The sequence below is a fragment of the Pseudomonas sp. GL-B-26 genome (assembly GCF_019947405.1).
Classification (GTDB): domain Bacteria; phylum Pseudomonadota; class Gammaproteobacteria; order Pseudomonadales; family Pseudomonadaceae; genus Aquipseudomonas.
This window is the reverse complement of sequence record NZ_JAGYGJ010000021.1, coordinates 1-26,376: the sequence shown is the minus strand read 5'-3', so window position 1 is coordinate 26,376 and position 26,376 is coordinate 1. Positions and strand designations below refer to the sequence as shown.

23 protein-coding genes are annotated in these 26,376 nt (G+C 58.1%); 15 read left to right on the top strand and 8 right to left on the bottom strand.

Annotation, left to right across the window (positions count from 1 at the left end; genetic code table 11):
* The first annotated feature begins 35 nt into the window (after nt 1-35).
* From KGB23_RS15465 to KGB23_RS15445, 5 genes are all read left to right on the top strand, one after another.
* Nucleotides 36-1,364, top strand: coding sequence for a deoxyguanosinetriphosphate triphosphohydrolase (locus KGB23_RS15465; RefSeq protein ID WP_150656983.1), 1,329 nt, complete (start codon nt 36-38; stop codon nt 1,362-1,364).
* Between the two features lie 181 nt (nt 1,365-1,545).
* A complete protein-coding gene (locus tag KGB23_RS15460; RefSeq protein WP_223431704.1) occupies nt 1,546-1,938 on the top strand; it encodes a response regulator in 393 nt (130 codons plus the stop codon).
* 255 nt (nt 1,939-2,193) lie between these two features.
* The gene (locus KGB23_RS15455; protein WP_150656985.1) at nt 2,194-2,820 is read left to right on the top strand and encodes a response regulator transcription factor; all 627 of its coding nucleotides are present in this window, start codon (nt 2,194-2,196) and stop codon (nt 2,818-2,820) included.
* Nucleotides 2,821-2,828: 8 nt separating this feature from the next.
* Nucleotides 2,829-6,473, top strand: coding sequence for a transporter substrate-binding domain-containing protein (locus tag KGB23_RS15450; RefSeq protein ID WP_223431703.1), 3,645 nt, complete (start codon nt 2,829-2,831; stop codon nt 6,471-6,473).
* A 49-nt stretch (nt 6,474-6,522) separates the two neighbouring features.
* Nucleotides 6,523-9,471: an HD domain-containing phosphohydrolase gene (locus KGB23_RS15445; RefSeq protein ID WP_223431702.1), complete on the top strand. Its 2,949-nt coding sequence runs from the start codon at nt 6,523-6,525 to the stop codon at nt 9,469-9,471.
* Here KGB23_RS15445 and KGB23_RS15440 read toward each other — a convergent pair whose 3' ends face one another.
* Nucleotides 9,472-9,954, bottom strand: a complete 483-nt coding sequence (locus tag KGB23_RS15440; protein ID WP_046054403.1) for a GAF domain-containing protein — start codon at nt 9,952-9,954, stop codon at nt 9,472-9,474.
* Entirely contained in the window at nt 9,951-10,841 is an 891-nt protein-coding gene (locus KGB23_RS15435; protein ID WP_223431701.1) for an ATP-binding protein, read from the bottom strand. Before KGB23_RS15435 ends, KGB23_RS15440 begins: the two co-directional genes overlap by 4 nt.
* A gap of 166 nt (nt 10,842-11,007) precedes the next feature.
* On the opposite strand from KGB23_RS15435, the gene KGB23_RS15430 reads away from it, so the two are divergent.
* Nucleotides 11,008-13,329, top strand: coding sequence for a response regulator (locus tag KGB23_RS15430; protein ID WP_223431700.1), 2,322 nt, complete (start codon nt 11,008-11,010; stop codon nt 13,327-13,329).
* Here the strand turns inward: KGB23_RS15430 and KGB23_RS15425 are convergent.
* From KGB23_RS15425 to msrB, 3 genes are all read right to left on the bottom strand, one after another.
* Nucleotides 13,313-13,774, bottom strand: a complete 462-nt coding sequence (locus KGB23_RS15425; protein ID WP_008145868.1) for a MarR family winged helix-turn-helix transcriptional regulator — start codon at nt 13,772-13,774, stop codon at nt 13,313-13,315. The two genes, KGB23_RS15430 and KGB23_RS15425, sit on opposite strands and share 17 nt — an antisense overlap.
* A complete protein-coding gene (locus KGB23_RS15420; RefSeq protein ID WP_008002671.1) occupies nt 13,771-14,256 on the bottom strand; it encodes a glutathione peroxidase in 486 nt (161 codons plus the stop codon). Before KGB23_RS15420 ends, KGB23_RS15425 begins: the two co-directional genes overlap by 4 nt.
* A gap of 101 nt (nt 14,257-14,357) precedes the next feature.
* A complete protein-coding gene (gene msrB, locus KGB23_RS15415) occupies nt 14,358-14,756 on the bottom strand; it encodes a peptide-methionine (R)-S-oxide reductase MsrB (RefSeq protein WP_223431699.1) in 399 nt (132 codons plus the stop codon).
* 225 nt (nt 14,757-14,981) lie between these two features.
* On the opposite strand from msrB, the gene KGB23_RS15410 reads away from it, so the two are divergent.
* The gene (locus KGB23_RS15410) at nt 14,982-16,193 is read left to right on the top strand and encodes a pyridoxal phosphate-dependent aminotransferase (RefSeq protein WP_046049239.1); all 1,212 of its coding nucleotides are present in this window, start codon (nt 14,982-14,984) and stop codon (nt 16,191-16,193) included.
* A 315-nt stretch (nt 16,194-16,508) separates the two neighbouring features.
* Nucleotides 16,509-17,396 (top strand): protease HtpX, encoded by an 888-nt coding sequence (gene htpX / locus KGB23_RS15405; protein ID WP_008145865.1) that lies wholly within the window; start codon nt 16,509-16,511, stop codon nt 17,394-17,396.
* Nucleotides 17,397-17,567: 171 nt separating this feature from the next.
* Here the strand turns inward: htpX and KGB23_RS15400 are convergent, their stop codons facing one another.
* Nucleotides 17,568-18,224, bottom strand: coding sequence for a thiopurine S-methyltransferase (locus KGB23_RS15400; protein WP_223431698.1), 657 nt, complete (start codon nt 18,222-18,224; stop codon nt 17,568-17,570).
* 103 nt (nt 18,225-18,327) lie between these two features.
* On the opposite strand from KGB23_RS15400, the gene KGB23_RS15395 reads away from it, so the two are divergent.
* Nucleotides 18,328-19,095 (top strand): DODA-type extradiol aromatic ring-opening family dioxygenase, encoded by a 768-nt coding sequence (locus KGB23_RS15395; RefSeq protein ID WP_223431697.1) that lies wholly within the window; start codon nt 18,328-18,330, stop codon nt 19,093-19,095.
* 31 nt (nt 19,096-19,126) lie between these two features.
* Here KGB23_RS15395 and KGB23_RS15390 read toward each other — a convergent pair whose 3' ends face one another.
* Nucleotides 19,127-19,840, bottom strand: coding sequence for a UTRA domain-containing protein (locus KGB23_RS15390; RefSeq protein ID WP_223431696.1), 714 nt, complete (start codon nt 19,838-19,840; stop codon nt 19,127-19,129).
* Nucleotides 19,841-20,189: 349 nt separating this feature from the next.
* Between KGB23_RS15390 and KGB23_RS15385 the strand changes: the two genes are divergently transcribed.
* From KGB23_RS15385 to KGB23_RS15360, 6 genes are all read left to right on the top strand, one after another.
* Nucleotides 20,190-21,260 carry an ABC transporter substrate-binding protein gene (locus KGB23_RS15385; protein WP_046049149.1) on the top strand — a complete coding sequence of 357 codons (1,071 nt, stop codon included), beginning with the start codon at nt 20,190-20,192 and terminating at the stop codon, nt 21,258-21,260.
* A gap of 176 nt (nt 21,261-21,436) precedes the next feature.
* Nucleotides 21,437-22,243 carry an alkaline phosphatase family protein gene (locus KGB23_RS15380; RefSeq protein WP_223431695.1) on the top strand — a complete coding sequence of 269 codons (807 nt, stop codon included), beginning with the start codon at nt 21,437-21,439 and terminating at the stop codon, nt 22,241-22,243.
* Between the two features lie 5 nt (nt 22,244-22,248).
* Entirely contained in the window at nt 22,249-23,085 is an 837-nt protein-coding gene (locus KGB23_RS15375) for an ABC transporter permease (RefSeq protein WP_162247448.1), read from the top strand.
* Nucleotides 23,072-23,872, top strand: coding sequence for an ABC transporter permease (locus tag KGB23_RS15370; protein ID WP_223431694.1), 801 nt, complete (start codon nt 23,072-23,074; stop codon nt 23,870-23,872). The genes KGB23_RS15375 and KGB23_RS15370 overlap by 14 nt, the downstream gene beginning before the upstream one ends.
* A complete protein-coding gene (locus KGB23_RS15365) occupies nt 23,869-24,858 on the top strand; it encodes an ABC transporter ATP-binding protein (protein WP_223431693.1) in 990 nt (329 codons plus the stop codon). The genes KGB23_RS15370 and KGB23_RS15365 overlap by 4 nt, the downstream gene beginning before the upstream one ends.
* A gap of 34 nt (nt 24,859-24,892) precedes the next feature.
* Nucleotides 24,893-25,546 carry an HAD family hydrolase gene (locus KGB23_RS15360; RefSeq protein WP_223431692.1) on the top strand — a complete coding sequence of 218 codons (654 nt, stop codon included), beginning with the start codon at nt 24,893-24,895 and terminating at the stop codon, nt 25,544-25,546.
* 113 nt (nt 25,547-25,659) lie between these two features.
* On the opposite strand, the gene KGB23_RS15355 is transcribed toward KGB23_RS15360, so the two are convergent.
* The coding region (locus KGB23_RS15355; RefSeq protein ID WP_223431691.1) for a zinc-binding dehydrogenase at nt 25,660-26,376 on the bottom strand (717 nt) is incomplete at its 5' end.

The window sequence follows — 26,376 nt, the reverse complement described above, 5'->3', positions numbered from 1 at the left end:
TTAAGCAATCAAACACCTGACGGAGAGAACCCGCCTTGGATTGGCAAACCCTGCTTACCCGCGAACGCCTCGGAAAGCCTCTGCACAGCCCGGAAGAACTCGGCCGCAGCCCTTTTCACAAAGACCACGACCGGATCATTTTCTCGGGCGCGTTTCGCCGTCTCGGGCGTAAGACCCAGGTCCATCCGGTCACCAGCAACGATCATATCCACACGCGCCTGACCCACTCGCTGGAAGTCAGCTGCGTCGGCCGTTCGCTGGGCATGCGCGTCGGCGAAACCATCCGCAGCGCCCTGCCTGACTGGTGCGAGCCCAGCGACCTGGGCATGGTGGTGCAATCGGCTTGCCTGGCCCATGACATCGGCAATCCACCCTTCGGCCATTCCGGCGAAGACGCGATTCGCCACTGGTTCCAGCAAGCCGCCGGCCGTGGCTGGCTGGATGCAATGAGCGAAGTCGAACGCAATGACTTCCTCAATTTCGAAGGCAATGCCCAAGGCTTCCGGGTACTCACCCAGCTGGAATATCACCAGTTCGACGGCGGCACCCGGCTGACCTACGCCACGCTGGGTACTTATCTGAAGTACCCATGGACGGCAAAACACGCGGATTCTCTGGGCTACAAAAAACACAAGTTCGGCTGCTATCAGAGCGAATTGCCGCTTCTGGAACAAATCGCCCATAAACTCGGCCTGCCGCAACTCGAGGAACAGCGTTGGGCGCGCCATCCGCTGGTGTATCTGATGGAGGCTGCCGATGACATCTGCTACGCGCTGATCGATCTGGAAGACGGTCTGGAAATGGAGTTGCTGGAGTACGCCGAGGTCGAGTCCCTGTTGCTGGACCTTGTGGGTGACGATCTGCCGGAAACCTATCGCCAGCTCGGTCCACAGGATTCGCGCCGGCGCAAACTGGCGATCCTGCGAGGCAAAGCCATTGAACACCTGACCAACGCCGCAGCCCGGGCCTTTGTCGAGCAACAGGACGCGTTGCTGGCCGGCACGCTGCCCGGTGATCTGGTGGAGCACATGCACGGCCCTGCCAAGCGTTGCGTCCTGAATGCCAAGGACATGGCGCGGAAGAAAATCTTCCAGGACAAGCGCAAGACCCTGCATGAAATCGGCGCCTACACCACGCTGGAAATCCTGCTCAACGCCTTCTGCGGCGCGGCACTGGAACAGCACAACGGTCGAACGCCGTCCTTCAAGAGTCGCCGAGTCCTCGACCTGCTGGGTAACAATGCGCCCGATCCTCACGGCTCATTGCACGCCTCGTTTCTACGGATGATTGATTTCATCGCCGGCATGACCGACAGCTATGCAAGCGAAATGGCGCTGGAGATGACCGGTCGTTCGAGCCACTGATGAGACCTGGGTGATCAACCATTGCCGCCTGCAATGGTTGATTTGCCTCTCAAAATCCAAGTGCACTCAACGTTCGCCGAATTCCCCTACAACATGCGCTGAGCTAACTGATCGATTATTCGGTAACTTCACGAAATAATCTCGCTTCCTTCAGCTCGACAGAAGAAGCGTGAATACTCCTATGTTCAAAGACGATCTGCGCATCTTGCTGGTGGAAGATCACCCCTTCCAACTCCGGGCGACTCAATACTTGCTTGAGAGTTACGGTTTCACCCAACTGACCACCACCGACAGTGCCGATGGCGCCTTGCAACAAATGCTCAAGGCTGTACAACCATTTGATATTCTTTTGTGCGATCAATGTCTGCCCGACCTCTGCGGTCTTGATCTGGTCGAATTCGCCAGCCACCGGGGGATGATTAGACAGGCCATACTGTTAAGTAGCCTGACATCCGCTGAACTGGATAAACTTGAAAAAAAGGCCAACGAACACGGACTGCCATTATTGGGATACTTGATCAAACCGCTGAAACAATCCGAATTTAGAAACTTGTTGACCTTGGCCTCATTGTAAAAAATGGCACACCAAACACACTAAAAATCCAGGCAAAACACCACTCACAACTTATAATTAAATACTTCCAGCCTCTCGACTAATCATCAACAATCTTCACCCTTCTTCATAAAAAACCTAGTTGATACGTAGTCCCATTCTTCTTCAGCTGTAGGATTATTCCTATATTGCCGCTGCAGGTCCGTCAGCTCATGCGTCGCCTCAACTATCTGAGCTAAGGTGCGCGCTTTATTTGAGCTCGCATGGGATTTGATTATGAACTCCGTTTTTATTGTCGATGATCACCCGGTTATCCGCCTTGCCGTCAGAATGTTGCTTGAACATGAAGGTTACAAAGTCGTCGGCGAAACTGATAATGGGGTCGACGCCATGCAGATGGTTCGCGAATGCATGCCTGACCTGGTCATTCTCGACATCAGTATTCCCAAACTGGATGGGCTGGAAGTTCTCGCCCGTTTCAACGCAATGAGTACCCGCCTGAAAACATTGGTGTTAACAGCACAATGCCCGACACTTTTCGGTATTCGCTGCATGCAATCCGGCGCATCGGGATATGTGTGCAAACAGGAAGACCTGAGTGAACTGGTCAGTGCTATAAAAGCGGTATTGTCAGGTTACAACTACTTCCCAAGCCAGGCTTTGAATCCTGTTCGCGGTGATGACGCGCGTTTCGCCGACCTGGAACTGTTCAAATCAGTCAATGACCGGGAACTGATGGTATTGCAACTCTTTGCCCAAGGCCGCACCAACAAGGAAATAGCCAAAGGCATGTTTCTGAGCAACAAGACTGTCAGCACTTATAAAAAACGCCTCATGCAGAAACTCAAAGCCAAATCCCTGGTTGAACTCATCGATATGGCAAAACGTAACGCGTTAGTGTGAGAGACAGGATGCCCAGTCGTATAAAGGATTATCTGACACTCATGGCCGCAGGTTTATGCCTGACCGCCTCAGTGGCCGCTGCGCAGACCGTCAGCGAGAACTACACCCTGATGAGTCGCTCGATGGCCGGACACCAGGAAGTCCAACTGGATAAATCACAACGACAATGGATCGAGAATAAACGGGAACTGATCCTTGGCACTTCAGCCCCGGACTACCCCCCTTTCGACCTGACCCTCAGTGGTCACGACTACGAAGGCTTTACCGCCGATTACGCGGGTATCCTTGGCAAAACAACCGGTTTGCCAATCAAGGTTCTGCGCTTTGCGTCCCGGGAGGACGCGATCGAGGCACTCGAAAACGGCGAGATCGATTTGCTGGGTACCGCCAATGGATTCGAAGCTCACAACGCTGACATCGTACTTTCCACACCCTACGCCGTAGACCAGCCGGTTCTGGTGACACGCGAAGGAGAAACCAGATCCTTGACCGATGGCCTGACCGGTCTACGGCTGAGCATGGTGTATCACTATTTGCCGCTGGAGGAGGTTAAGGCCATGTATCCGGGGGCGAACATCACGTCCTTTCCGTCCTACCAGAATGCGATCAATGCCGTTGCCTTCGACCAGGCTGACGTTTTTCTGGGTGACACCATTTCTACCCATTACATGATCAACAAGGGGTATCTGAACAACATCCGCATGGCCAACTTCGGCAAACACGAAGCCCATGGTTTCAGCTTTGCCGTGCACAAGGACAACCCGCAACTGCTCGGGATCATCAACGCAATGCTGATGGCCATCCCCACCAGCGAACGAGACAACATTGCCAAGCGCTGGAGTGCCGGCAGTGACATGCTGCTCACCGATCAAAAACTGCAGCTCACCCACAACGAAGAACGCTGGCTGGCGCAACACCCGGTAGTGCGTGTGGTGGTCAATGAGGCTTTTGCGCCGCTGACGTTTTTCGACAGTGATGGCAACTTTCGTGGGGTTACCGCGGACTTGCTCGAGCTGATCAGATTGCGCACCGGTTTGCGCTTCGACGTCCATCGCAGCCGCAGCGATGACGAGATGATCGAGCAGATCAGGGACCATAAGGCCGACTTGATCGCCGCCCTGCTCCCCAGCGCCCAACGTGAAACGACGTTGAACTTCACCCGCCCCTACCTGCAAAACTCCTTTGTCCTGTTGACTCGCAAAGCCGCCGACAGCCCGACAAGCCTTTTGCAGTTGCGGGACAAACGCCTGGCAATCGCCCAAGGCAATCCCCTGGTGGATTACCTGCGCAGCGAGTTCCCGCGGATCAGGCTGATTGAAACCCCGGACACGTTCAGCGCCGTGGAGTTGCTGGCCGAGGGCAAGGCAGAAGGTGCGGTGAACTCACTGGTGATTGCCAGCTACTTCATCTCATCGCAACTCTTCGAGCAAACCCTTCAAATCAGTACCACCATCGGTACCCGGCAGGCCGCGTTCTCCCTGGCCACAGGCCGGGAAGCCAAAGAGCTGAACGCCATCCTCAACAAGGCGCTGCTGAGTATTGCGCCGGAAGAACTGGGCATCATCAACAGCCGCTGGCGCGGCTATTCGGCGTCCTCGCAAAGTACCTGGCGCAACTATCACCGACTGTTCTACCAAATCGTTATCGGTGCCGGGGTGCTGCTGCTGATTTCCGTTGCCTGGAACGCTTACATGCGTCGCCAGATAAAGCAGCGTCAGGCGGCCGAGCGCGCGTTGAACGATCAATTCGAATTCATGCGATCACTGGTCAACGGGACGCCTCATCCCATCTACGTCCGAGATCGTCAGGGACTTCTGCAAAGCTGCAACGACAGTTACCTGGAAGCCTTCTGCGCAAAACGTGAAGACGTCATCGGCAAAGGCGTCATGCAAGCAAACATGAGCAATGCGTTCGAAGCCCGGGAATATCAGGCCGATTACCAGCGCGTCATGGCCGAGGGGATACCGTTGATTCTCGATCGCGCGTTGCACATCGGCGGCCGCAGACTGACGATTTACCACTGGATTCTTCCCTACCGTGATTCGAGCGGTGAAGTGCAAGGCATCATCGGCGGCTGGATCGACATCAGCGAACGGCGGCAACTGTTCGATGATCTGCGCTATGCCAAAGAGTGCGCCGATGAAGCCAACCGAGCCAAAACCACTTTTCTGGCGACCATGAGCCATGAGATCCGCACCCCGATGAATGCGGTCATCGGAATGCTCGAACTCACGCTGAAACGCATCGATCATGAGCACCCGGATCGCCCGGCCATCGATGTGGCGTACAACTCGGCGAAGGACCTGCTGGAGCTGATCGGGGACATTCTCGACATTGCCCGGATTGAATCCGGACGCTTGAGCATGAGCCCTGAACGGGTCAATCCAAGTGAAATCGTGGCCTCGGTGGTGCGGGTCTTCGATGGACTGGCGCGCCAGAAAAGCCTCCAGTTGCTGCTGGAATTCCGCCCTGCCAATCCGGGGTTTGATGTCCTGTTGGACCCGATGCGGTTCAAGCAGGTCTTGTCCAATCTGGTCAGCAATGCCATCAAGTTTACGGAGCAAGGCCAAGTCAGGATCATCGTCGACTTGCACTCGACCGCCGAGCCTGAGCGGGTCCGGATGCTGTTGCAGGTTCACGACAGCGGCATAGGGATCAACGAACAGGATCAGCGGCGGCTGTTCGAACCTTTCGCCCAGGCCGATCACTCCGGGCAGTCAGCCAGAGGCGGTGCGGGGCTTGGACTGGTAATCAGCCGCAGCCTGTGCGAAATGATGGGCGGCAGCCTGCAATTGAGCAGCCAGCCGGGTGTCGGGACTCAAGTCGAGGTGACGTTGCACCTGGCAACACTGCCACTCGAGCAGAAGCCAGAGACTGTTGAAGCGCAAATCCACACCACGACGCCCCCCTTGAATGTTTTGGTGGTCGACGATCACCCCGCCAATCGCTTGCTCATGTGTCAGCAACTGGAGTTTCTGGGCCACCGATTCAGCGTCGCACCGGATGGCCAGGCAGGATTTCAGGCATGGGAAGCCGAGCCGTTCGATCTGGTGATTGTCGATTGCAACATGCCGATCATGAACGGATACGAACTGGCCCGCGCCATTCGCCGACATGAACAAAAAACCCATCGCCCGCCCTGTACCGTCCTGGGTTTTACCGCCAACGCACAACCGGAAGAAATACAACGCTGCAAACAAGCCGGGATGGACGATTGCCTGTTCAAGCCCCTTACCCTGACAGCCTTGAGTCAGTGGGTTGAAGGTATCAGGCCAACCGTCCGCGATCCGGCATTCAGCCTGCAAGGACTGCGTCTTTTGACCGGCGCAGATCCGGTATTGGACCAGCGACTGTTAACCGAACTGTTGAACAGCAACCGTCTGGACCGACAAGAATTGCTGGCGCTGTCCCCCTCCAAAGAACCTCAGCCATTTCTCGACGTCGCCCACAAAATCAAGGGCGCCGCCCGAATCGTCCAGGCGTCCCGGGTGATCGACAGCTGCGAGGCGCTGGAAAAGGCCTGCCATGAAGTATTTCATCACGACGAAGTGGCCGATTGCAGCAAGGCTATAGAGCGCGCCATGCTCGAACTGGAGCAAGCATTGCAGCAACAGATCGGCCAAAACGACAAAAGCAGAATGACAGAGCCTTAACTATGCTTGGACGCTGAGCAGTGTGTTAACCATCATGGAGAGACCTGCAATGCCCAGCCCACTGCGCCCGGATCAACGGCGGTTTCCCCTGCACGTCCATATCAGCGTGATGTTCACTTTCCTGCTGTTGCTGACTGGCGTGGTGCTGGGCCTTTTCAACTACCAGCAAACCACGCAGATCATTCTTTCCAGCAGTGAAAAGCTCTTCAACCGCATCGAGCAGGACGTGCGTCTCGACCTGCACGCCACTTATGAACCGATTCGCCATCTGCTGACCCTGCTGGCGGAATACCCGGCGACCCAGGCACCTGACCTGGAGCAACGCCTGGCGCTGCTCAAACCCTTCAGCCAGTCGCTCAAGGACAACCCCAACCTGGCCTCGTTGTATCTGGGCTATGGCAACGGTGATTTCTTCATGGTTCGGCCCTTGCGAACCCGCGACCTGAAAACGCTCCTCAAGGCACCGGATACTGCGGCTTATCAGGTGTGGAGCATTGAGCGAACAGGCAACAGCGGTCAGGTCCACTCCCAATCATTGTTTTTCGATCAGGATCTGACCCTCATCAGCCGCCAGGACAACCCCGACGAAACCTACGATCCGCGAACCCGCGCCTGGTATGCCAACGCCCGCAGCGATAGCGATCAGATCACTACCGAACCCTACATCTTTTTCTCCACCCACAATGTCGGCACTACCCTGGCCCGGCGCAGTGGCGAACAGGCCATCATGGGTGCCGATCTGACCCTGGCGGAACTCTCCGCAACCCTGGCCAAACATGTCGTGACGCCCAGTACCGAAATCGTGCTGTTCGATGCGCAAGGGAATGCCATCGCGTATCCCGACAGCAGCAAACTGATCATCGACGATCAGACTGCCCGCCTGATCAAAGCCGCCGACCTGAGCCCCGGCCTCGGCGCATTGCTCAACAATCCCCCCGCAGGTAATCGCCTGGATGTCGCCGGTCGTCAGTGGATCGTTGCCCGCAGCCGCATGCAGGAGGGCGGCCCCCAGGGACTGCAACTGGCGCTGCTGGTGCCGGAAGATGAGTTACTCGTCGATGCCTACCGCATGCGCTGGCAAGGCGCGCTGATTACCCTGGCCACGCTGTTGCTGTGCCTGCCGCTGGGCTGGCTGACCTCGCGAGTTCTGGTCAAACCCCTGCGCGCGCTGGTGCGGGAGGCCGATGCGGTTCGCAGTTTCGACTTTAACTTTCCGGCCTCACGTCGCTCGCCCGTGCTCGAAGTCGACCAACTAAGCGTGTCGATGACGCGTATGAAAGACACCCTGGCGAGTTTTTTCCAGATCACCGACAGCCTGAGTGCCGAGACCCGCTTCGCCCCCTTGCTGGAACGGGTGTTGTTTGAAACCGTGAAAATCGGCCAGGCCCAGGCCGGCCTGATCTACCTGCGCGAAAGTGATGGCGATCGCATGGAGCCCCATGGTCTGGTCGTCAACGGCACCGCACAGGCGTTGCCGTCATTTGATCTTCGAGGGCACGAACTCCAGGCTCCGCAAAGCCCTGCATGGCTACAGCAGCTGTCGAATGCCGACAACGTCGTCACCACGCTTGGTTTTGAACAGGCCGGGGATTTGCAGAAAGTGTTGCTTGCGCTGGAGTGTCCCCGCGTTCATCTGATCGGCATTCGGCTGCACAATCGCCATAACGAAACCGTGGGCTTGCTGATCCTGCTGTTGGCCGACACCGGCAACCAGAGCGATCTGGAAAAACTTCGTCCGGACCGCATCGCGTTTCTCCAGGCGGTGTCCGGCGCGGCCGCCGTGAGTATTGAAAGCCAGCGTCTGCAAGCCAAACAAAAACAACTGCTGGATTCCTTCATTCAACTGCTGGCGGGTGCGATTGACGCCAAAAGCCCTTATACCGGTGGTCACTGCCAGCGAGTGCCGGCGCTGACCCTGATGCTCGCCCAAGCCGCCGCTGCCAGCCAGGACCCGGCCTTCAGTGGCTATCAACCCACCGACGATGAATGGGAAGCGCTGCACATCGCCGCCTGGCTGCACGACTGCGGCAAGATCACCACTCCGGAATATGTGGTCGATAAAGCCACGAAGCTGGAAACCCTTAACGACCGTATTCACGAAATCCGCACCCGATTCGAAGTACTCAAGCGCGATGCCTGGATCAGCTATTGGCAAGCCATGGCCCTGGGCGGTGACGAGCAACACCTGGCCGAACTGCGCAACGCCACGCTGGCGGGGCTGGACGATGATTTCGCGTTCATTGCCCGCTGCAACCTGGGTGGCGAGGCGATGGCCGAACCCGACCTGCAACGCCTGCGCAGCATCGCCCAACGCACCTGGACCCGAACCCTGGATGACCGGCTGGGCGTTTCCTGGGAAGAGAACCGGCGTCAGGCGCGGACCCCGGCACCGACACTGCCGGTCAGCGAGCCATTGCTGGCGGACAAACCCGAGCACCTGTTCGAACGGCCCGAAGACGAACTGATTCCGGAGGATAATCCGTGGGGGTTCAAGCTCGATGTGCCGCGCTACAAGTACAACCGGGGCGAGCTCTACAACCTGAGCGTTGCTCGAGGCACCCTGACCCGCGAGGAGCGCTACATCATCAATCACCACATGGTGCAGACGATTCTGATGCTCAGCCATCTGCCCTTCCCCGGCCACCTCACCAACGTCGCGGAGATCGCCGGCGGGCACCACGAGAAAATGGACGGCACCGGATATCCCAAACAGTTGAAGCGCGAAGAAATGAGCCTGCCGGCGCGGATGATGGCGATTGCCGATATTTTCGAAGCACTGACCGCCGCCGATCGCCCCTACAAGAAAGCCAAGTCGTTGAGCGAAGCGCTGGGCATCATGGCCACCATGTGCCGGGATGCCCACATCGATCCTGAGTTGTTCGGGCTGTTCATCAACGCGCAAATCTACTTGAAGTACGCCGATCGATTCCTCGATCCCCAACAGATCGATGCGGTTGATCCGGCAAGCCTGCTGGTCAAGGCAGGCTTGAGGGCATGATCAGCAGTCGGTCAGGCGCAAAAAAATCGCCGCCAATTGCTCGATACCGGCCTGATCTTCAGCGGTAAAACGCGCCAGTTTCGGGCTATCGAGGTCCAGCACGCCGATCAGGCGACCGTCCTTGACCAGTGGCACCACCAGCTCGCTGTTCGACGCGCTGTCGCAAGCGATGTGACCGGGGAACGCATGCACGTCCTCGACCAACTGGGTCTGCAAGGTGGCCGCCGCCGCGCCGCACACACCCCGACCGAACGGAATCCGCACGCAGGCGATCTGCCCTTGAAACGGGCCAAGCACCAGTTCTTCATTGCGATTGAGGTAGAACCCGGCCCAGTTCAGGTCATCGAGCTGGTTATAAAGGAACGCCGAGAACTGCGCGGCGTTGGCAATGAAATCCCGCTCGTCCGCCAGCAGTGACTCCAATTGCGCCCACAGCATGCCGTAGCCTTCGAGGCCCTGGCCGCTCTTTTGTAAATCGATCATGCCTTGTGCTCCAACAGCTTCAGCCCGACCCAATAGCGAGCGAATTGATACGCGCAACGTCCGTTGCGATTACCGCGGCCCGTGGCCCAGCGCACCGCGAGGATGTCCAATGCTTCGTCTCGCTGCCACTCAAGGCCGGCCTTGTCGGCGAGTTGACCGATCCAGTGTTCGACGACGTTGAGAAAGTGTTCCTGAGTAAACGGATAGAACGACAGCCACAATCCGAAACGGTCCGACAGCGCAATCTTGTCTTCCACCGCCTCGCTGGGATGGAGTTCGCCGTCAACGCGTTTCCAGTTTTCGTTATCGCTTTCCTTTTCCGGCACCAGGTGGCGACGGTTGGACGTGGCGTACAGCAAAACGTTATCCGGGGCCTGTTCGAGAGAGCCGTCGAGCACGCTTTTGAGTACGCGATAATCGCCCTCGCCCGACTCGAATGACAGGTCATCGCAGAACAGCACGAAACGCTGGGGCAGCTTGGCGATCTGCTCGACCACTCGGGGCAAGTCCGCCAGGTGATCGCGTTCGATCTCGATCAGCCGCAATCCGGCCTTGGCGTGTTCGGCCAGCAAGGCACGAATCAACGACGATTTGCCGGTGCCGCGCGAGCCCCAGAGCAACGCGTGGTTGGCCGGCATGCCATCGAGGAACTGCTGGGTATTTCGCCCCAGTTGCTCCAGTTGCCGGTCGACACCGATCAGGTCGGACAAACGCATGTCGAGGCTGACTTCCAGCGGCAACAGAAACCCGCTGCGCCCCTCGCGTTGCCAGCGCGCGGCAAGGCAATGATTCCAGTCGATAGCTTGCCGAGGGGCAGGCAGCAGCGGTTCGATACGGGCCAAAACGGCATCGGCGCGTTCAAGAAAAGCATTTAATCGGGAATCCACGTCTTCTCCTCGGGCACGTTCACAGTAATGATGGCGATACAGCGACAAAACACAGCGTTCGGTGTCCGGTTCATCCCTTTGCACAAGGGCTCGCGAGAACATCGGTATCCATGCATGATCGACTATGCTTGAGCAGCGAAGGGAAACGGAAGTGGTTCGACACCCCATGGATATCAAGTTCACCAACCGGCTGTCCTACAAGCAAGCCAGGCTTACCGTGCTGGTCGGTTTCATTCTGGGCACGCTGCTCAGTCTGCTGCAAATCGGCATCGATTATGCCAGTGAAGACGCCTCCATCAACCGCGAAATCCTGTCTTTGCTGGAAATCAGCCACAACCCCGCGTCCCGCATCGCCTACAACATCGACGCCGAACTCGCTCAGGAACTGACCCTGGGCCTGTTGCGCTCACCTGCGATCATCGGCGCGCAGTTGATCGACAACAACAGTACCGTGCTGGCCAGCGTCAAACGCCCGGGCGTGCAAAGCGGTTACAGGGTGATCAGTGACTTCCTGTTCGGCGCCAACCGGCAGTTCGAAGACCGTCTCTACCTGGATCACTTGCCGACCGAATCCCTCGGCACCCTGCGTCTGGACGTCGACACTTATTCATTCGGCAACCGGTTCCTGCGCCGGGCCGAGGTGACCCTGCTCAACGGCTTCGCTCGCAGCCTGCTGCTGACCGGCATCCTGCTGGCGCTGTTCTATGTGATGCTGACCAAGCCGTTGGTGCGGGTCATCCGTGAACTCAGCAGTCGCGACCCGCGCAGCACGGAGTCGACGTCGCTGGAGTGTCCGACGGACCATGAAAACGATGAAATCGGTGTACTGGTCAAGGTTGCCAATCAACAATTCGAAAACATCGCCACCGAAATCCAGCAACGACGCAACGCCGAAAACCGCCTGACCGACTACCTCGAGCAACTGGAGAACATCGTCTCGGCCCGCACAGCGGAGCTCAAGGCGATCAACTCGCGGCTCAGCCAATCCAATCAGGAACTGGAAGTCGCCCGCAGAACCGCCCTGGACATGGCCGAAGCGCGCTCGGTGTTCCTGGCCAACATGAGCCACGAGATCCGCACGCCGCTCAATGGCCTGCTGGGGATGATCGCGCTTTCCCTGGACGGCCCGCTCAATGCCGAGCAACAGCAACAGCTGTCCATCGCCCATGACTCGGGCAAAGTACTGGTGGAACTGCTCAACGATATTCTCGATTTGTCGAAGTTCGATGCCGGCCAACTTGAGCTCGAACATATTCCGTTCGACCTCGGTTCGCTGATCGAGGACACCGCTAACCTGCTATCGCAAAACGCCGCGCCGAGTGTCGAGCTGAGCTGCCTGATCGACCCGCACTTTCCGGCCCTGGTGCTTGGGGATCCGACGCGGGTCCGACAGATCGTCAGCAACCTCTTGTCCAACGCCCTCAAGTTCACCCGTTTCGGTCGCGTCGATGTGCGCCTGTCGACGTTCGAGGACGGCGTCAGAATCGAAGTCTGCGACACCGGCATCGGTATCGCCCAGGACGCCCAGGTCAAGATCTTCCAGCCATTCACGCAGGCGGGTGCCGGCATTACCCGACAATTCGGCGGGACCGGGTTGGGCCTGGCACTGACCTACAACCTCTGCGAAGCCATGCAAGGGCGCCTCACCATCAGCTCGGAAGCAGGCTTCGGCAGCCAGTTCTGTGCGGATCTGCCGCTGCCCAGCCACACTCGCGCCCTTCCCCCGGCCTCTTTACAGGGCAAGGTCATCGCAATCACCGCCGCCCGCAGCGGTCTGGCAGAACTGTTGAAAAGTGTGTTACCCGGCTGGGGGCTCGACTATGAGCAGCGTTCCCTCGATGACTCGTTGCTGGGCCTGAACCCGGATGTACTGATTACCGATTGCCCCGAATGCCTGTTTGGCCTGCGTCCTTCGTGTACAGCGCCCATTCTGCTGGTCACCGCTTATGGCAGTTTCATGCCCAGCGAACAAGCACTTGCCCTCGCCCCCTTACAGCAACAGGCGCGGCCTCTGGCACGCAACGCGCTGTACCAGACGCTACGGCGAACCCTGCAGCCGGAACTCAACACGATCAACGGTGCCCGACTCGACGCCCTCTCCCCACAACGACGCGGACGCGTGCTGCTGGTGGAGGACAATCCGGTCAACCAACTGGTGGCCAAGGGGATGCTCGGAAAACTCGGTTGCGAGGTGATTGTCGCCGGTCACGGTGGTGAGGCGCTGGATCAGCTGGAGCAGAGCGAATTCGATCTGGTGCTGATGGACTGCAACATGCCGGTGATGGACGGCTACGAGGCCAGTCGGCAAATCCGTCGTAGCGGACGCTGGCCACAGCTGCCCATCGTCGCCCTGACCGCCAACGCCATGTCCGAAGAGCGCGAACGCTGTCGTGCGGCAGGCATGAGCGATTACCTGGCAAAACCCTTCCGCCGGGAAGAGTTGGCTGCCCTGCTGGACTTGTGGGTCCCTACTACGACAGCGCTTTGATTTGCCCCAAAAGATGATCAAGACCATCGCGCAGATCATTCAGGCGATCCAGATCCACACCGCTGTCGCATAACAGACGGGCCTTGAGCGGCCCGACCTGATCGCGCAAGGCCTTGCCGGTTGGCGACAGGCTCAAATGCACTTCACGTTCATCCCGCGCCGAGCGCTGACGCTGAACCAATTGCAGCTGCTCAAGACGTTTGAGCAACGGTGTCAACGTGCCGGAATCCAGCGCCAGGCGTTCGCCCAACGCCTTGACCGTCGGCTGCTCCGGGGCTGCCTCCTGCCATTCCCACAACACCAGCATCGCCAGGTATTGCGGGTAGGTCAGGCCGAGCTGATCGAGCATCGGCTTGTAGGCGCGGATCACCGCCCGGGAAGCGGCGTACAGCTTGAAGCACAGCTGGCTGTCAAGCTTCAGGGAATCGACTGACAAGGTGTTCATTTGAGCAGGGCTTCGATCTCGCGGGTCAGGTCCTGCGGCTTGGTCGCGGGGGCGAAGCGCTTGACCAGCTGGCCATCCTTGCCGATCAGAAACTTGGTGAAGTTCCACTTGATGCCCTGGGAACCCAGCACACCCGGCGCGCGTTTTTTCAGTTGAACGAACAGCGGATGGGCACCGGCGCCATTGACTTCAATCTTTTTGAACAGCGGAAAACTGACGCCGAAGTTCAACTCGCAGAACTCGGAAATCGCCCCTTCGTTACCCGGCTCTTGCTTGCCAAACTGGTTACACGGAAAACCCAGCACCACCAGACCTTGATCCTTGTAGGTCTGCCACAACTCTTCAAGGCCTTTGTATTGCGGAGTGAAGCCGCATTTGCTCGCGGTATTGACCACCAACACGGCCTTGCCGGCGAAATCCGCCAGGGTCTTTTGCTCACCCTTGATGGTGGTGCAAGGGATGCTCAGCAGGTTGTCGCTCATGGTTCGGACTCTAAATGAGGGAAGACAAGACAAACATAGCGAGCAATTGAATTGTGTGCAATTTAAATATCCGAAGGGCGATCATCGGATCGCCCTCTGGTTTATTTCCCGCGGGGTACCAGGTCCAGGCACACCGAGTTGATGCAATAACGCAGGCCGGTCGGCGGCGGGCCGTCCGGGAACACGTGCCCCAGGTGCGCATCGCATTTGGCACAGACCACTTCGGTGCGGATCATGCCGTGGCTGACGTCACGAATCTCGACCATGGCGCTGTCGCCGATCGGAGCATAGAAGCTCGGCCAGCCGCAGCCGGAGTCGAATTTGGTTTTGGAGTCGAACAGCGGCTCGTTGCAGCAGATGCAGTGGTAAATGCCATCGACCTTGCTGTCGTTGTATTTGCCGGAGAACGGCCGTTCGGTGCCTTTGAGGCGGCAAACGTTGTACTGCTCCGGATCGAGCATCGCCCGCCATTCTTCCAGGGTTTTTTCCAACTTTTCCATCATCACACCTCAGCAGCTGAAAAAGCCCGATCTGTACCTTTTCCACGGATCGGGCGGCACGTATGATTGCGCCTCGTCAAACGCCAGTCTGGCAGCCAGACCACGCGCATTCAAACGGATTATGGGTGCTGCCTCTCAAGGCGCCAGGCCTGTGTGAATACGCAGGATTCCCAGCACGGTCGTTCATACGCCGCCTGGATCGTTCATTTTCGGGAACACATCGCCATGCAGGTCAGCAAATCGAACAAGCTCGCCAACGTCTGCTACGACATTCGCGGCCCAGTGCTCAAGCACGCCAAACGCCTGGAAGAGGAAGGCCATCGCATCCTCAAGCTGAACATCGGCAACCCGGCGCCTTTTGGTTTCGAAGCGCCGGATGAAATCCTTCAGGACGTCATCCGCAACCTGCCGACTGCTCAGGGCTACAGCGATTCCAAAGGTCTGTTCAGCGCCCGCAAGGCCGTGATGCAGTACTACCAGCAAAAGCAGGTAGAAGGCGTCGGCATTGAAGACATCTATTTGGGCAACGGCGTTTCCGAGCTGATCGTGATGTCGATGCAGGCCTTGCTCAACAACGGCGACGAAGTGCTGGTGCCGGCCCCGGACTACCCACTGTGGACCGCCGCGGTGAGCCTGTCGGGCGGCAACCCGGTGCATTACCTGTGCGACGAGCAGGCCAACTGGTGGCCGGACCTGGCCGACATCAAGGCCAAGATCACCCCGAACACCAAAGCACTGGTGATCATCAACCCGAACAACCCGACGGGCGCGGTGTATTCGAAAGAAGTCCTGCTGGGCATGCTGGAACTGGCCCGTCAGCACAACCTGGTGGTTTTTTCCGACGAGATCTACGACAAGATTCTGTACGACGATGCCGTGCACATCTGCACGGCTTCCCTGGCGCCAGATCTGCTGTGCCTGACGTTCAACGGTCTGTCCAAGTCTTATCGCGTGGCGGGTTTCCGTTCCGGCTGGATCGCCATTTCCGGCCCGAAACACCACGCCCAGAGCTACATCGAAGGCATCGACATGCTGGCCAACATGCGTCTGTGTGCCAACGTGCCGAGCCAGCATGCGATCCAGACCGCCCTCGGCGGCTACCAGAGCATCAATGATCTGGTATTGCCCAACGGACGACTGTTGGAACAGCGCAATCGCACCTGGGAACTGCTCAACGACATTCCCGGCGTGAGCTGCGTCAAGCCAATGGGCGCGCTGTATGCGTTCCCACGGATCGACCCGAAAGTCTGCCCGATCCATAACGACGAGAAATTCGTGCTCGACCTGCTGCTGTCGGAGAAGCTGCTGGTGGTTCAAGGCACCGCCTTCAACTGGCCATGGCCGGACCACTTCCGTGTGGTGACCCTGCCGCGCGTGGACGACCTGGACATGGCCATCGGACGTATCGGCAATTTCCTCAAGACCTATCGCCAGTAACCTGCCTGTCACCGTGCGACGCTTGCGCAAGTCGCACGGTGATTGATTCAGCAACATTTCTTTGCGCCCTACCGAACATCGCTTCTTCAATCGCTGACTGATGACCGTTGAGTGCTCGCGTCTAACAATGGCGGGGCTTATGACGCTAATTGCCTGACAAACGCTTCCCGCATCAACGTCGGAAATGCCCTTCAAACAGCTAGACTGTTGCCGTAGGACACAGTTTGAAATAGTCACCCGGTTGAATAGCCCGGGTCAGCACCTTATATACCCCGCAGTACGCTACATCTTTAGCATGAGGAGATTTCTACAACCATGATGCGCATCCTGCTGTTTTTGGCCACTAACCTGGCGGTCGTGCTGATTGCCAGCATCACCCTGAGCCTTTTCGGCTTCAACGGGTTCATGGCGGCCAACGGGGTTGATCTCAACCTCAATCAGCTGCTGATTTTCTGTGCGGTCTTTGGTTTCGCCGGTTCGCTGTTCTCGCTGTTCATCTCCAAGTGGATGGCGAAGATGAGCACCAGCACCCAAATCATCAGCCAGCCGCGCACACGTCACGAGCAATGGCTGCTGCAAACCGTCGAGCAATTATCCCGCGAAGCCGGGATCAAGATGCCCGAAGTCGGTATTTTCCCGGCCTACGAGGCGAACGCCTTTGCCACCGGCTGGAACAAGAACGACGCGTTGGTAGCGGTCAGCCAAGGGCTGCTCGAGCGTTTCTCGCCAGATGAAGTGAAGGCCGTTCTGGCCCACGAAATCGGCCACGTCGCCAATGGCGACATGGTCACCCTGGCATTGGTCCAGGGCGTGGTGAACACCTTCGTGATGTTCTTCGCACGGATCATCGGCAACTTTGTCGACAAGGTGATCTTCAAGAACGAAGAAGGCCAGGGCATCGCCTACTACGTGGCAACCATCTTCGCCGAACTGGTTCTGGGCATTCTGGCCAGCGCCATCGTCATGTGGTTCTCGCGTAAACGCGAATTCCGTGCAGACGAAGCCGGTGCACGCCTGGCCGGTACCGCCGCAATGATCGGTGCCCTGCAACGCCTGCGTGCCGAACAGGGGCTGCCGGTGCACATGCCGGACACCCTGACGGCTTTCGGCATTAACGGTGGCATCAAACAGGGGTTCGCCCGCATGTTCATGAGCCACCCGCCGCTGGAAGAGCGCATCGACGCACTGCGTCGTCGGGGCTGATAGGTCCCGCACTAAAAGAAAAGGCCCGCAGTGATGCGGGCCTTTTTTTGTCTGCTGATTATTGCGGTGTGCTTCAGGGCCTCTTCGCGAGCAAGCCCGCTCCCACAGGGGGAATGCTCTCCAATGTGGGAGCGGGCTTGCTCGCGAAGGGGCCAGCACAAACAACACCTTTTACCGGCTGGAAACCCGATAAACCCGCTCTTCAAGCCGCGTAACACCGTTTTCCAGGAACTTCCAGCTTTCGCCCAGAACGTCCTGGTCCTCCAGAGTCTTCAACTCCCACGACGCACCGAACAACCGTTGCACTTCGTCATCCAGCACTGCAAAGGGCGGCCCCTCCATTTGTGCCTGGTCGTAATCCAGGGTAATCAGCAGCCCCAGCGAATCCTTCGGCACAATCCGCTTCAGATGCTCGGCGTATTGCTCGCGCATCTTCGGTGGCAAGGCGATCAACGCAGCGCGGTCGTACAGCGCACTGCAATCGGCGACATCGCCGGCCGTCAACGCGAAGAAATCACCACACCAGATCTCGATCGAGCCCGCCCGATAGACGGTGAAGGGGCCTTGGTCGCTGACGTCCGGATCAAATTGATGCTCGTGGAAAAAGTCTTCCACCGCTTTTTCCGACAACTCGACGCCCAGCACCTCGTGACCGCATTTCGCCAGCCACAGCAGATCCAGGCTTTTGCCACATAGCGGCACCAGGACGCGCGCGCCCTCTTCCAGGCCCAGCTGCGGCCAGTACCGTTGCAGATATGGATTCACTTCCGGCAGGTGAAAGCCGATCTGATTCGACGTCCACCGCTTGTGCCAAAACTCCGGCTGCATAATTAATCCCGAAAATTCGATCAAAAGACCCTAAAACTTATATTAGATTTAGATCAATGATCTGACTGAAGATGAGGCCATCTTACCCCTCAGGAGCTCATTCATGTTCCCCAGCCTGTACATATCCCATGGCTCGCCCATGTTGGCACTGGAACCGGGCGCCAGCGGGCCAGCCCTCGCTCGCCTGGCCGCAGAATTGCCGAAACCCAAAGCCATCGTAATTGTTTCTGCACATTGGGAAAGCAATGAGTTGCTGGTCAGCGGCAATCCCCAGCCTGAAACCTGGCATGACTTCGGCGGCTTTCCGCAGGCGTTATTCGACGTGCAATACCCGGCGCCCGGCAATCCACAATTGGCCGCAGAGGTTGTCGAACTGCTGAAGAGCGATGGCCTGCCTGCACGCATCGACGCCGAACGGCCGTTCGACCATGGTGTCTGGGTGCCCTTGTCATTGATGTATCCACAAGCCGATATCCCCGTGGTGCAAGTTTCGCTGCCCACTCGCGGCGGCCCGGCCCTGCAGACCCGAGTCGGTCATGCCCTGGCCAGTCTGCGCGAACACGGCGTGCTGCTGATCGGTTCCGGGAGCATCACCCACAACTTGCGTGAACTGGACTGGCACGCCGGCACAGAAAGCGTCGAACCCTGGGCCCAGACATTTCGTGACTGGATGATCGAAAAACTCGCTGCCAACGACGAAACCGCGTTGCACGATTACCGTCAGCAAGCACCGAATGCCGTGCGCAACCATCCGAGTGATGAACATTTGTTGCCTTTGTATTTTGCCCGCGGCGCCGGAGGACATTTCAGCGTGGCCCACAAGGGATTCACCATGGGGGCCTTGGGCATGGACATCTACCGCTTCGGATAACGTAAAAAATCACAGTGTGTGGCGGCCAGGTTCAGACGACATCAACCCCGACATGAATCGCGTCGTGCCGCCAAAACTCCAGATCACAATCGATCAACCGCTCATGCTGATCGTAATTGACCCGAGCAATGCGCAACCCCGGACTCCCCACCGACACCCGTAAAGCCGCCGCCGCATCCACCGACAACGCCGTCGGCACAATCTCGAAACGCACCCGCCCGTAATGCAAATCGTAATGCCGCGCATACAGTTCGGTAATCGACTGATTCAAATCGAAATCCAGAATCCCCGGAAAAAACTGCGGATTCAAATAGTGCTCCACATACAACACCAGCCGCTCATCAATCCGCCGTGCCCGGCAAATCTGAATCACGCTCGACAACGCCGGCAACTGCAACCAGGCACAGACCGACGCCGACGCCGGTTGCAACCGCGCTGAAATCACCTCGGTGGATGGCACCCGCCCCTGTGCACTGACCATCGCGTGAAAGTGACTGCGCTGCATCAGGTTGTAGGCCAGGCGCGGTGGCGACACGAACCAGCCACGGCGCTCCTCCCGATAGATCTGCCCCTGGGCTTCCAGCTGCAACAACGCTTCACGCACGGTGATGCGCGTGGTCCCGAACAACTCACTGAGTTTGCGCTCGGCCGGCAGTTTGCTCCCGGGCGCCAACAGGCCATGGTCGAGCTGTTCCTGCAGAACCTGCCCGATGGCTGTCACCGCTTTGGTTGTCTCGATGCGCATCAACGTTACCTATCTGGACTAGACCAGCACTGTTTCGGGGCGGAACCGCGATTCAAATCGGTTCCCTCAACTCCCGACAAGCCTAGGCACTGCACATGACTGACAGATGACAAAGCCGCCGAACGGTTGATCCAGACGCCTGCAATTTCACGGCCAAGTCCTTTTATATCAGCCTATTAGCCATGGTCTACGCTTACTCCGAAGCCTGAGCATTGCAGCTCAAAAAATATAGGCCGACCAGTCGTCGACATCAAAATGTCATCAGGGGCGCCTAAATTGGCTCAGGTATTGCTGACCTAGACCAACACAACCGCAATCGCAGCGTTGAAAACGCCCAAAGGAGCTTCGGATGAAACAGCTTTTCCTGGCCTCACTGTTAGGCTCGACCATTGCCATGTGCACCGCCGCGATGGCGGCTGATACCGATTTGAAAACCCTGGAAGCCGCGGCGAAAGCGGAAGGTGAGGTCAACAGCGTCGGCATGCCCGACAACTGGGCCAACTGGAAAGGCACCTGGGATGACCTGGCCAAGAACTACGGCCTGAAACACATTGACACCGACATGAGCTCGGCCCAGGAAATCGCCAAGTTCGCCGCTGAAAAAGACAACGCCACTGCCGATATCGGTGATGTCGGTGCCGCGTTCGGTCCGATCTCGGTGAAACAAGGCGTTGTACAACCTTACAAGCCAAGCACCTGGGATCAGATCCCGAGCTGGGCAAAGGATAAGGACGGCAACTGGGCGCTCGCCTACACCGGCACCATCGCGTTCATCGTCAACAAAAAGTTGCTGCACGGCTCCGACGCTCCGACCAAATGGGCTGACCTCAAGGACGGCAAATACAAAGTTTCCATCGGTGATGTAAGTACCGCGGCCCAAGCGGCCAATGGCGTTCTGGCTGCCGCGCTTGCCAATGGTGGCAATGAGAAAAACCTCCAACCGGCGCTGGATCTGTTTTCCGAGATCGCCAAGCAAGGCCGCCTGTCGATGGCCAACCCGACAATTGCCACCATGGAAAAGGGTGAAATCGAAGTCGGCGTGGTCTGGGACTTCAACGGTCTGAGCTACAAGGCCAAAATGGTCAACCCGGATGACTACACCGTGCTGATTCCATCCGATGGCTCGGTGATCTCCGGTTACACCACCATCATCAACAAGTACGCCAAGCACCCGAATGCCGCCAAACTGGCCCGCGAATACATCTTCAGCGACGCCGGCCAGACCAATCTGGCACGCGGCAACGCCCGTCCGATCCGCGCCGAGCATCTGACACTGCCGCCTGAGGTTCAGGCCCAGTTGCTGCCTAACGAGCAGTACAAAAAGGTCACGCCGATCAAAGACGCCGACGCATGGGAAAAGACCTCCAAAGCCCTTCCTCAGAAGTGGCAGGAAGAAGTCATCGTCAATATGAAGCAGTAATGCGGTAGATCCCATTTGGAGATCTGATGGAGATCCAATGTGGGAGCGGGCTTGCTCGCGAAGGGGCCATAACATTCACCATCCGTGGTGACTGTTGCAACGCCTTCGCGAGCAAGCCCGCTCCCACAGGGGGTTGGTTGCGTTCTTGAATCATCTGTTTGCGGAGTCATCGCCCTATGAAGCACAACGTCATCCTTGTCGTGCTCGACGGCCTCAATTACGAGGTCGCCCGTCACGCCATGGGGCACCTGCAGGCTTACGTTGGCGCAGGACGCGCGGCGCTCTACAAACTGGAGTGCGAACTGCCGGCCCTGTCCCGACCGCTTTACGAGTGCATCCTGACCGGCGTCACGCCGATCGACAGTGGCATCGTTCACAACAACGTCTCGCGCCTGTCCAACCAGCGCAGCATCTATCACTACGCCAGCGATGCCGGCCTTGTAACCGCGGCCGCGGCCTATCACTGGGTCAGTGAGTTGTATAACCGTTCGCCGTTTGTGGCCGCGCGGGATCGTCACACCGACGCCCCGGACCTGCCAATCCAGCACGGTCATTTCTACTGGAGCGATCACTACCCGGACTCGCACCTGTTCGCCGACGCCGAAAACCTGCGTCTGCGTCATGCGCCGAACTTTTTACTGGTCCACCCCATGAACATCGACGACGCCGGGCACAAGCACGGCCTCGACACTCCGCAATACCGCAACAGCGCCCGCTCGGCCGACATTATTCTGGCCGACTACCTGCACACCTGGCTCGACGCCGGGTATCAGGTGCTGGTGACCGCCGACCATGGCATGAACAACGACCGCTCCCACAACGGCCTGCTGCAGGAAGAACGCGAAGTACCGCTGTTCGTCCTCGGCGACGCTTTCAGCTTCAATGCCAACGCAGCACCGAAACAAACTGAAATCTGCGGCACCGTCTGCGAACTGCTGGGCGTGGCCCACGACAAACCTGTGTGCCGGGAGCTGCTCAAGTGAACACCATGACGCGCGGCAAATGGCTGGCAGCCTTGTGCCTGGTGCCTTTCGCACTGTTCTTTATCGTGTTCCAGATCGCCCCGCTGTCCTGGGTGATGATCAACAGCCTGCAATCGGAAGAGTTCGGCTGGGGCATCGCCAACTTCACCAGGATCTTCAATTCGAAGTTCTATCTGCAAGCGATCCAGTTCAGCCTCGAGATCAGTTTCTGGTCCAGCGTGTTCGGGATCATCATCGCGGTGCTCGGTGCCTACTCCCTGCGCCGGGTCGACTCGAAACTGCGCAACTTCGTCAACGCCTTCGCCAACATGACCAGCAACTTTGCCGGCGTGCCTTTGGCCTTCGCGTTCATCATTCTGCTGGGCTTCAATGGCAGCTTCACCATCATGCTCAAGCAGGCCGGGATCATTCAGGACTTCAACCTGTATTCGAAAACCGGGCTGATCATTCTCTACACCTACTTCCAGATTCCGCTCGGCGTGTTGCTGCTCTACCCGGCCTTTGATGCCCTGCGCGAAGACTGGCGTGAATCCGCCGCGCTGCTCGGCGCCAACGGCTGGCAGTACTGGCGGTACATCGGTTTGCCAGTGCTGACCCCGGCGCTGCTCGGTACCTTTGTGATCCTGCTGGCCAACGCCCTGGGCGCGTACGCCACGGTATATGCCCTGACCACCGGCAACTTCAACGTGCTGACAATCCGCATTGCGGCGATGGTTTCCGGCGACATTTCCCTTGACCCGAACCTCGCCAGTGCCCTGGCTGTGGTGCTGGTGGCGTTGATGACCCTGGTGACCATCGTGCATCAGCTGCTGTTGAAGAGGAGCTACCATGTCTCGCGCTGAACTGGGCCCCGTCGGCATCTACCACCGGGTGGTGGTGTATTTGTTGTTTGCCATACTGTTGCTGCCGTTGCTCGGGACGCTGATCTACTCGATCGCCAGCAGTTGGTCAGCGACCATTTTGCCCAGCGGCTTCACCGTTAAATGGTACGTGGAGCTGTGGAGCGATCCGCGGTTTCTCCATTCGTTCGGCCAATCGCTGCTGGTCTGCATCGGCGCGCTGATTCTGTCGGTGGTGCTGATTCTGCCGTTGCTGTTTGTGGTGCATTACCACTTCCCGAAACTCGATGCGCTGATGAACATCCTGATCCTGTTGCCCTTCGCGGTGCCGCCGGTGGTGTCGTCGGTGGGTCTGTTGCAGCTTTACGGTTCCGGTCCGTTCGCGATGGTCGGGACGCCGTGGATTCTGATCGGTTGCTACTTCACCGTGGCGCTGCCGTTCATGTACCGGGCAATCACCAACAACCTGCAAGCGATCAACCTGCGCGACCTGATGGACTCCGCCCAACTGCTCGGTGCCAGCACCTGGCAAGCGGCGTTCCTGGTGGTGCTGCCAAACTTGCGCAAAGGTTTGATGGTGGCGTTGCTGCTGTCGTTCTCGTTCCTGTTCGGTGAGTTCGTGTTCGCCAACATCCTCGTCGGCACCCGCTACGAAACCCTGCAGGTCTACCTCAACAACATGCGCAACAGCAGCGGCCACTTCACCAGTGCGGTGGTGATTTCCTACTTCTTCTTTGTGCTGGTTCTGACCTGGGCTGCCAATATCTTGAACAAGGACAAAAGCGAATGAGCTATGTCAGCGTCCAACACCTGCAAAAAAACTATTCAGGCACCACTGTATTCAGCGACATCAACTGTGAAATCCATAAGGGCGAGTTCGTCACTCTCCTCGGCCCGTCCGGTTGCGGCAAGTCCACACTGCTACGTTGCATCGCCGGACTGACCTCGGTGGATGGCGGCAAAATCCTGCTCGATGGCGTCGACCTCGTGCCGTTGAGCCCGCAGAAGCGCGGGATCGGCATGGTGTTCCAGAGCTACGCACTGTTTCCAAACATGACCGTTGAACAGAACGTCGCCTTTGGATTGCGCATGCAGAAGGTCAATGCCGACGATAGCCACAAGCGTGTTGCCGAAGTACTGAAACTGGTGGAGCTCAACGACTTTGCCGCGCGTTATCCGCATCAACTGTCCGGCGGCCAATGCCAACGAGTCGCCCTCGCCCGCTCGTTGGTGACCCGGCCTCGTCTGTTGTTGCTGGATGAACCGCTGTCGGCCCTGGATGCGCGGATTCGCAAGCACTTGCGCGAACAGATCCGTCAAATCCAGCGCGAACTCGGCTTGACTACGATCTTCGTCACTCACGATCAGGAAGAAGCCCTGACCATGTCCGACCGGATTTTCTTGATGAATCAGGGAAAGATCGTACAAAGCGGTGACGCCCAGACCCTTTACACTGCGCCCATCGACTTCTTTGCCGCAGGTTTCATCGGCAACTACAACCTGCTGGACGCCGACAGCGCCACAAAGCTGCTGCAGCGACCGATTACCCACCGCATCGCGATTCGCCCGGAAGCCATCGAGCTGAGCCTGAACGGCGAACTCGACGCGCAAATCCGCAGCCATAGCCTGTTGGGCAACGTGATTCGCTACCGGGTCGAAGCCCGGGGCGTGGAATTGGTGGTGGATGTGCTGAACCGCTCGGCGGCCGATTTGCATCCCGATGGTCAGCGTCTGGCGCTTTCCATCGATCCGACGGCTCTGTGTGAGGTAGCCTGATGACTTTGCTGATGTTGAAGAGAGAACCGCACTGATGGCCCTGGCAATTTTTGATTTGGACGAAACCCTGATCCATGGCGACTGCGCCACCCTCTGGAGCGAGCAAATGGGCCGCCTGGGTTGGGTCGATCCCGAGTCGTTCATGCGTCAGAACAATGAACTGATGGACGCCTACAGCCACGGCAAACTACGGATGGAGGAGTACATGACCTTCAGTCTGGAGCCGATGATCGGGCGCACACCCGAAGAGGTCGACCATTTGGTGGGGCCTTGGGTGGAAGACTTCATCGAGCCGATCATTTTCAGTGACGCCACCAAAGCCATTGCGGCCCATCGCAAGGCTGGCGACCGGATTTTGGTGATTTCAGCGTCGGGCACGCACCTGGTGAGGCCGATTGCCGATCGTTTGGGCATTGACAAGATTCTCGGCATCGAGCTGGAAGTTGCACACGGGGTGTATAGCGGCAACACCGTTGGCACGCTGACCTACCGCGAAGGCAAGATCACGCGTTTGCTGGAGTGGCTGGATGCGGAAGAGGAAAACCTCGAGGGCGCCAGTTTCTACTCCGACTCACGCAATGATTTGCCGTTGCTGCTGAAGGTGGATTTCCCGCATGTGGTGAACCCGGATCCGGTGCTGCTCGAACACGCCGAAAAATCCGGCTGGCCGATCCATCTCTGGAAGTAAAAGCAAAAGATCGCAGCCTCGCTTCGCTCGACAGCTCCTACAAATGGATTACTTACACCTGTAGGAGCTGTCGAGCGAAGCGAGGCTGCGATCTTTTGACAGCCAACCCGATTTCAGCTCAGGCTTTCGTCGATTACCAACACCAACTTTCCCGACACCTTATTAGTCGCCAACTCCGCAAACGCCGCTTCGGCGTCCTTGATCGGGAAGGTCTTGGCCAATTGCGGGCTCAAACGCCCTTCGGCAAACAGCGGCCAGACATGCTGGCTGAGATCACTGAACAGATCCGCCTTGAACTGCTCGTCGCGACTGCGCAAAGTCGAACCCAGCAGTTGCACACGCTTGGCCAGCACCTGCGCCAGATCCAGCTGCGCCTCACGACCGCCCATCAGGCCGATCAGCACCCAACGGCCATCGAGCGCCATCAGTTTCAGATTCAGCGCGGCGTAGTTGCCGCCCACCGGGTCGAGAATCACATCGAACGGCCCCAGGTCACTCAAGCTGTCCAGATCCCTGTTGCGCACGACCCCACCTTGCGCCCCCAGCGCTTCGCAGTAAGCCAGACGCTCGGCAGAGCCGACGCTGACCCAGCACGGGTTACCAAACGCCTTGCACAGCTGAATGGCAGCTGAACCGATTCCACTTGCTCCGGCGTGCAACAGAACTTTCTCACCCGGCTTGAGCGCAGCCAATTGAAACAAATTCAGCCAAACGGTTGCATACACTTCTGGCAACGCTGCCGCCTCAGCCAGGGACAAACCTTCGGGAACCGGCAACACATGCCGTCCGTCGACAACTACCTCCTCGGCCATCCCGCCCCCGGCCAGCAA

Excerpts from the sequence above, each read along its gene's own strand:
- KGB23_RS15460 (WP_223431704.1), top strand. The coding sequence starts at position 1,546 with ATGTTCAAAGACGATCTGCGCATCTTGCTGGTGGAAGATCACCCCTTC.
- KGB23_RS15450 (WP_223431703.1), top strand. The coding sequence starts at position 2,829 with ATGCCCAGTCGTATAAAGGATTATCTGACACTCATGGCCGCAGGTTTA.
- KGB23_RS15365 (WP_223431693.1), top strand. The coding sequence starts at position 23,869 with ATGAGCTATGTCAGCGTCCAACACCTGCAAAAAAACTATTCAGGCACC.
- KGB23_RS15445 (WP_223431702.1), top strand. The coding sequence starts at position 6,523 with ATGCCCAGCCCACTGCGCCCGGATCAACGGCGGTTTCCCCTGCACGTC.
- KGB23_RS15380 (WP_223431695.1), top strand. The coding sequence starts at position 21,437 with ATGAAGCACAACGTCATCCTTGTCGTGCTCGACGGCCTCAATTACGAG.
- KGB23_RS15440 (WP_046054403.1), bottom strand. The coding sequence starts at position 9,954 with ATGATCGATTTACAAAAGAGCGGCCAGGGCCTCGAAGGCTACGGCATG.
- KGB23_RS15390 (WP_223431696.1), bottom strand. The coding sequence starts at position 19,840 with ATGCGCATCGAGACAACCAAAGCGGTGACAGCCATCGGGCAGGTTCTG.
- KGB23_RS15425 (WP_008145868.1), bottom strand. The coding sequence starts at position 13,774 with ATGAACACCTTGTCAGTCGATTCCCTGAAGCTTGACAGCCAGCTGTGC.
- KGB23_RS15375 (WP_162247448.1), top strand. The coding sequence starts at position 22,249 with ATGACGCGCGGCAAATGGCTGGCAGCCTTGTGCCTGGTGCCTTTCGCA.
- KGB23_RS15420 (WP_008002671.1), bottom strand. The coding sequence starts at position 14,256 with ATGAGCGACAACCTGCTGAGCATCCCTTGCACCACCATCAAGGGTGAG.
- KGB23_RS15400 (WP_223431698.1), bottom strand. The coding sequence starts at position 18,224 with ATGCAGCCGGAGTTTTGGCACAAGCGGTGGACGTCGAATCAGATCGGC.
- KGB23_RS15370 (WP_223431694.1), top strand. The coding sequence starts at position 23,072 with ATGTCTCGCGCTGAACTGGGCCCCGTCGGCATCTACCACCGGGTGGTG.
- KGB23_RS15395 (WP_223431697.1), top strand. The coding sequence starts at position 18,328 with ATGTTCCCCAGCCTGTACATATCCCATGGCTCGCCCATGTTGGCACTG.
- KGB23_RS15410 (WP_046049239.1), top strand. The coding sequence starts at position 14,982 with ATGCAGGTCAGCAAATCGAACAAGCTCGCCAACGTCTGCTACGACATT.
- KGB23_RS15360 (WP_223431692.1), top strand. The coding sequence starts at position 24,893 with ATGGCCCTGGCAATTTTTGATTTGGACGAAACCCTGATCCATGGCGAC.
- KGB23_RS15430 (WP_223431700.1), top strand. The coding sequence starts at position 11,008 with ATGGATATCAAGTTCACCAACCGGCTGTCCTACAAGCAAGCCAGGCTT.
- KGB23_RS15455 (WP_150656985.1), top strand. The coding sequence starts at position 2,194 with ATGAACTCCGTTTTTATTGTCGATGATCACCCGGTTATCCGCCTTGCC.
- KGB23_RS15385 (WP_046049149.1), top strand. The coding sequence starts at position 20,190 with ATGAAACAGCTTTTCCTGGCCTCACTGTTAGGCTCGACCATTGCCATG.
- msrB (WP_223431699.1), bottom strand. The coding sequence starts at position 14,756 with ATGGAAAAGTTGGAAAAAACCCTGGAAGAATGGCGGGCGATGCTCGAT.
- htpX (WP_008145865.1), top strand. The coding sequence starts at position 16,509 with ATGATGCGCATCCTGCTGTTTTTGGCCACTAACCTGGCGGTCGTGCTG.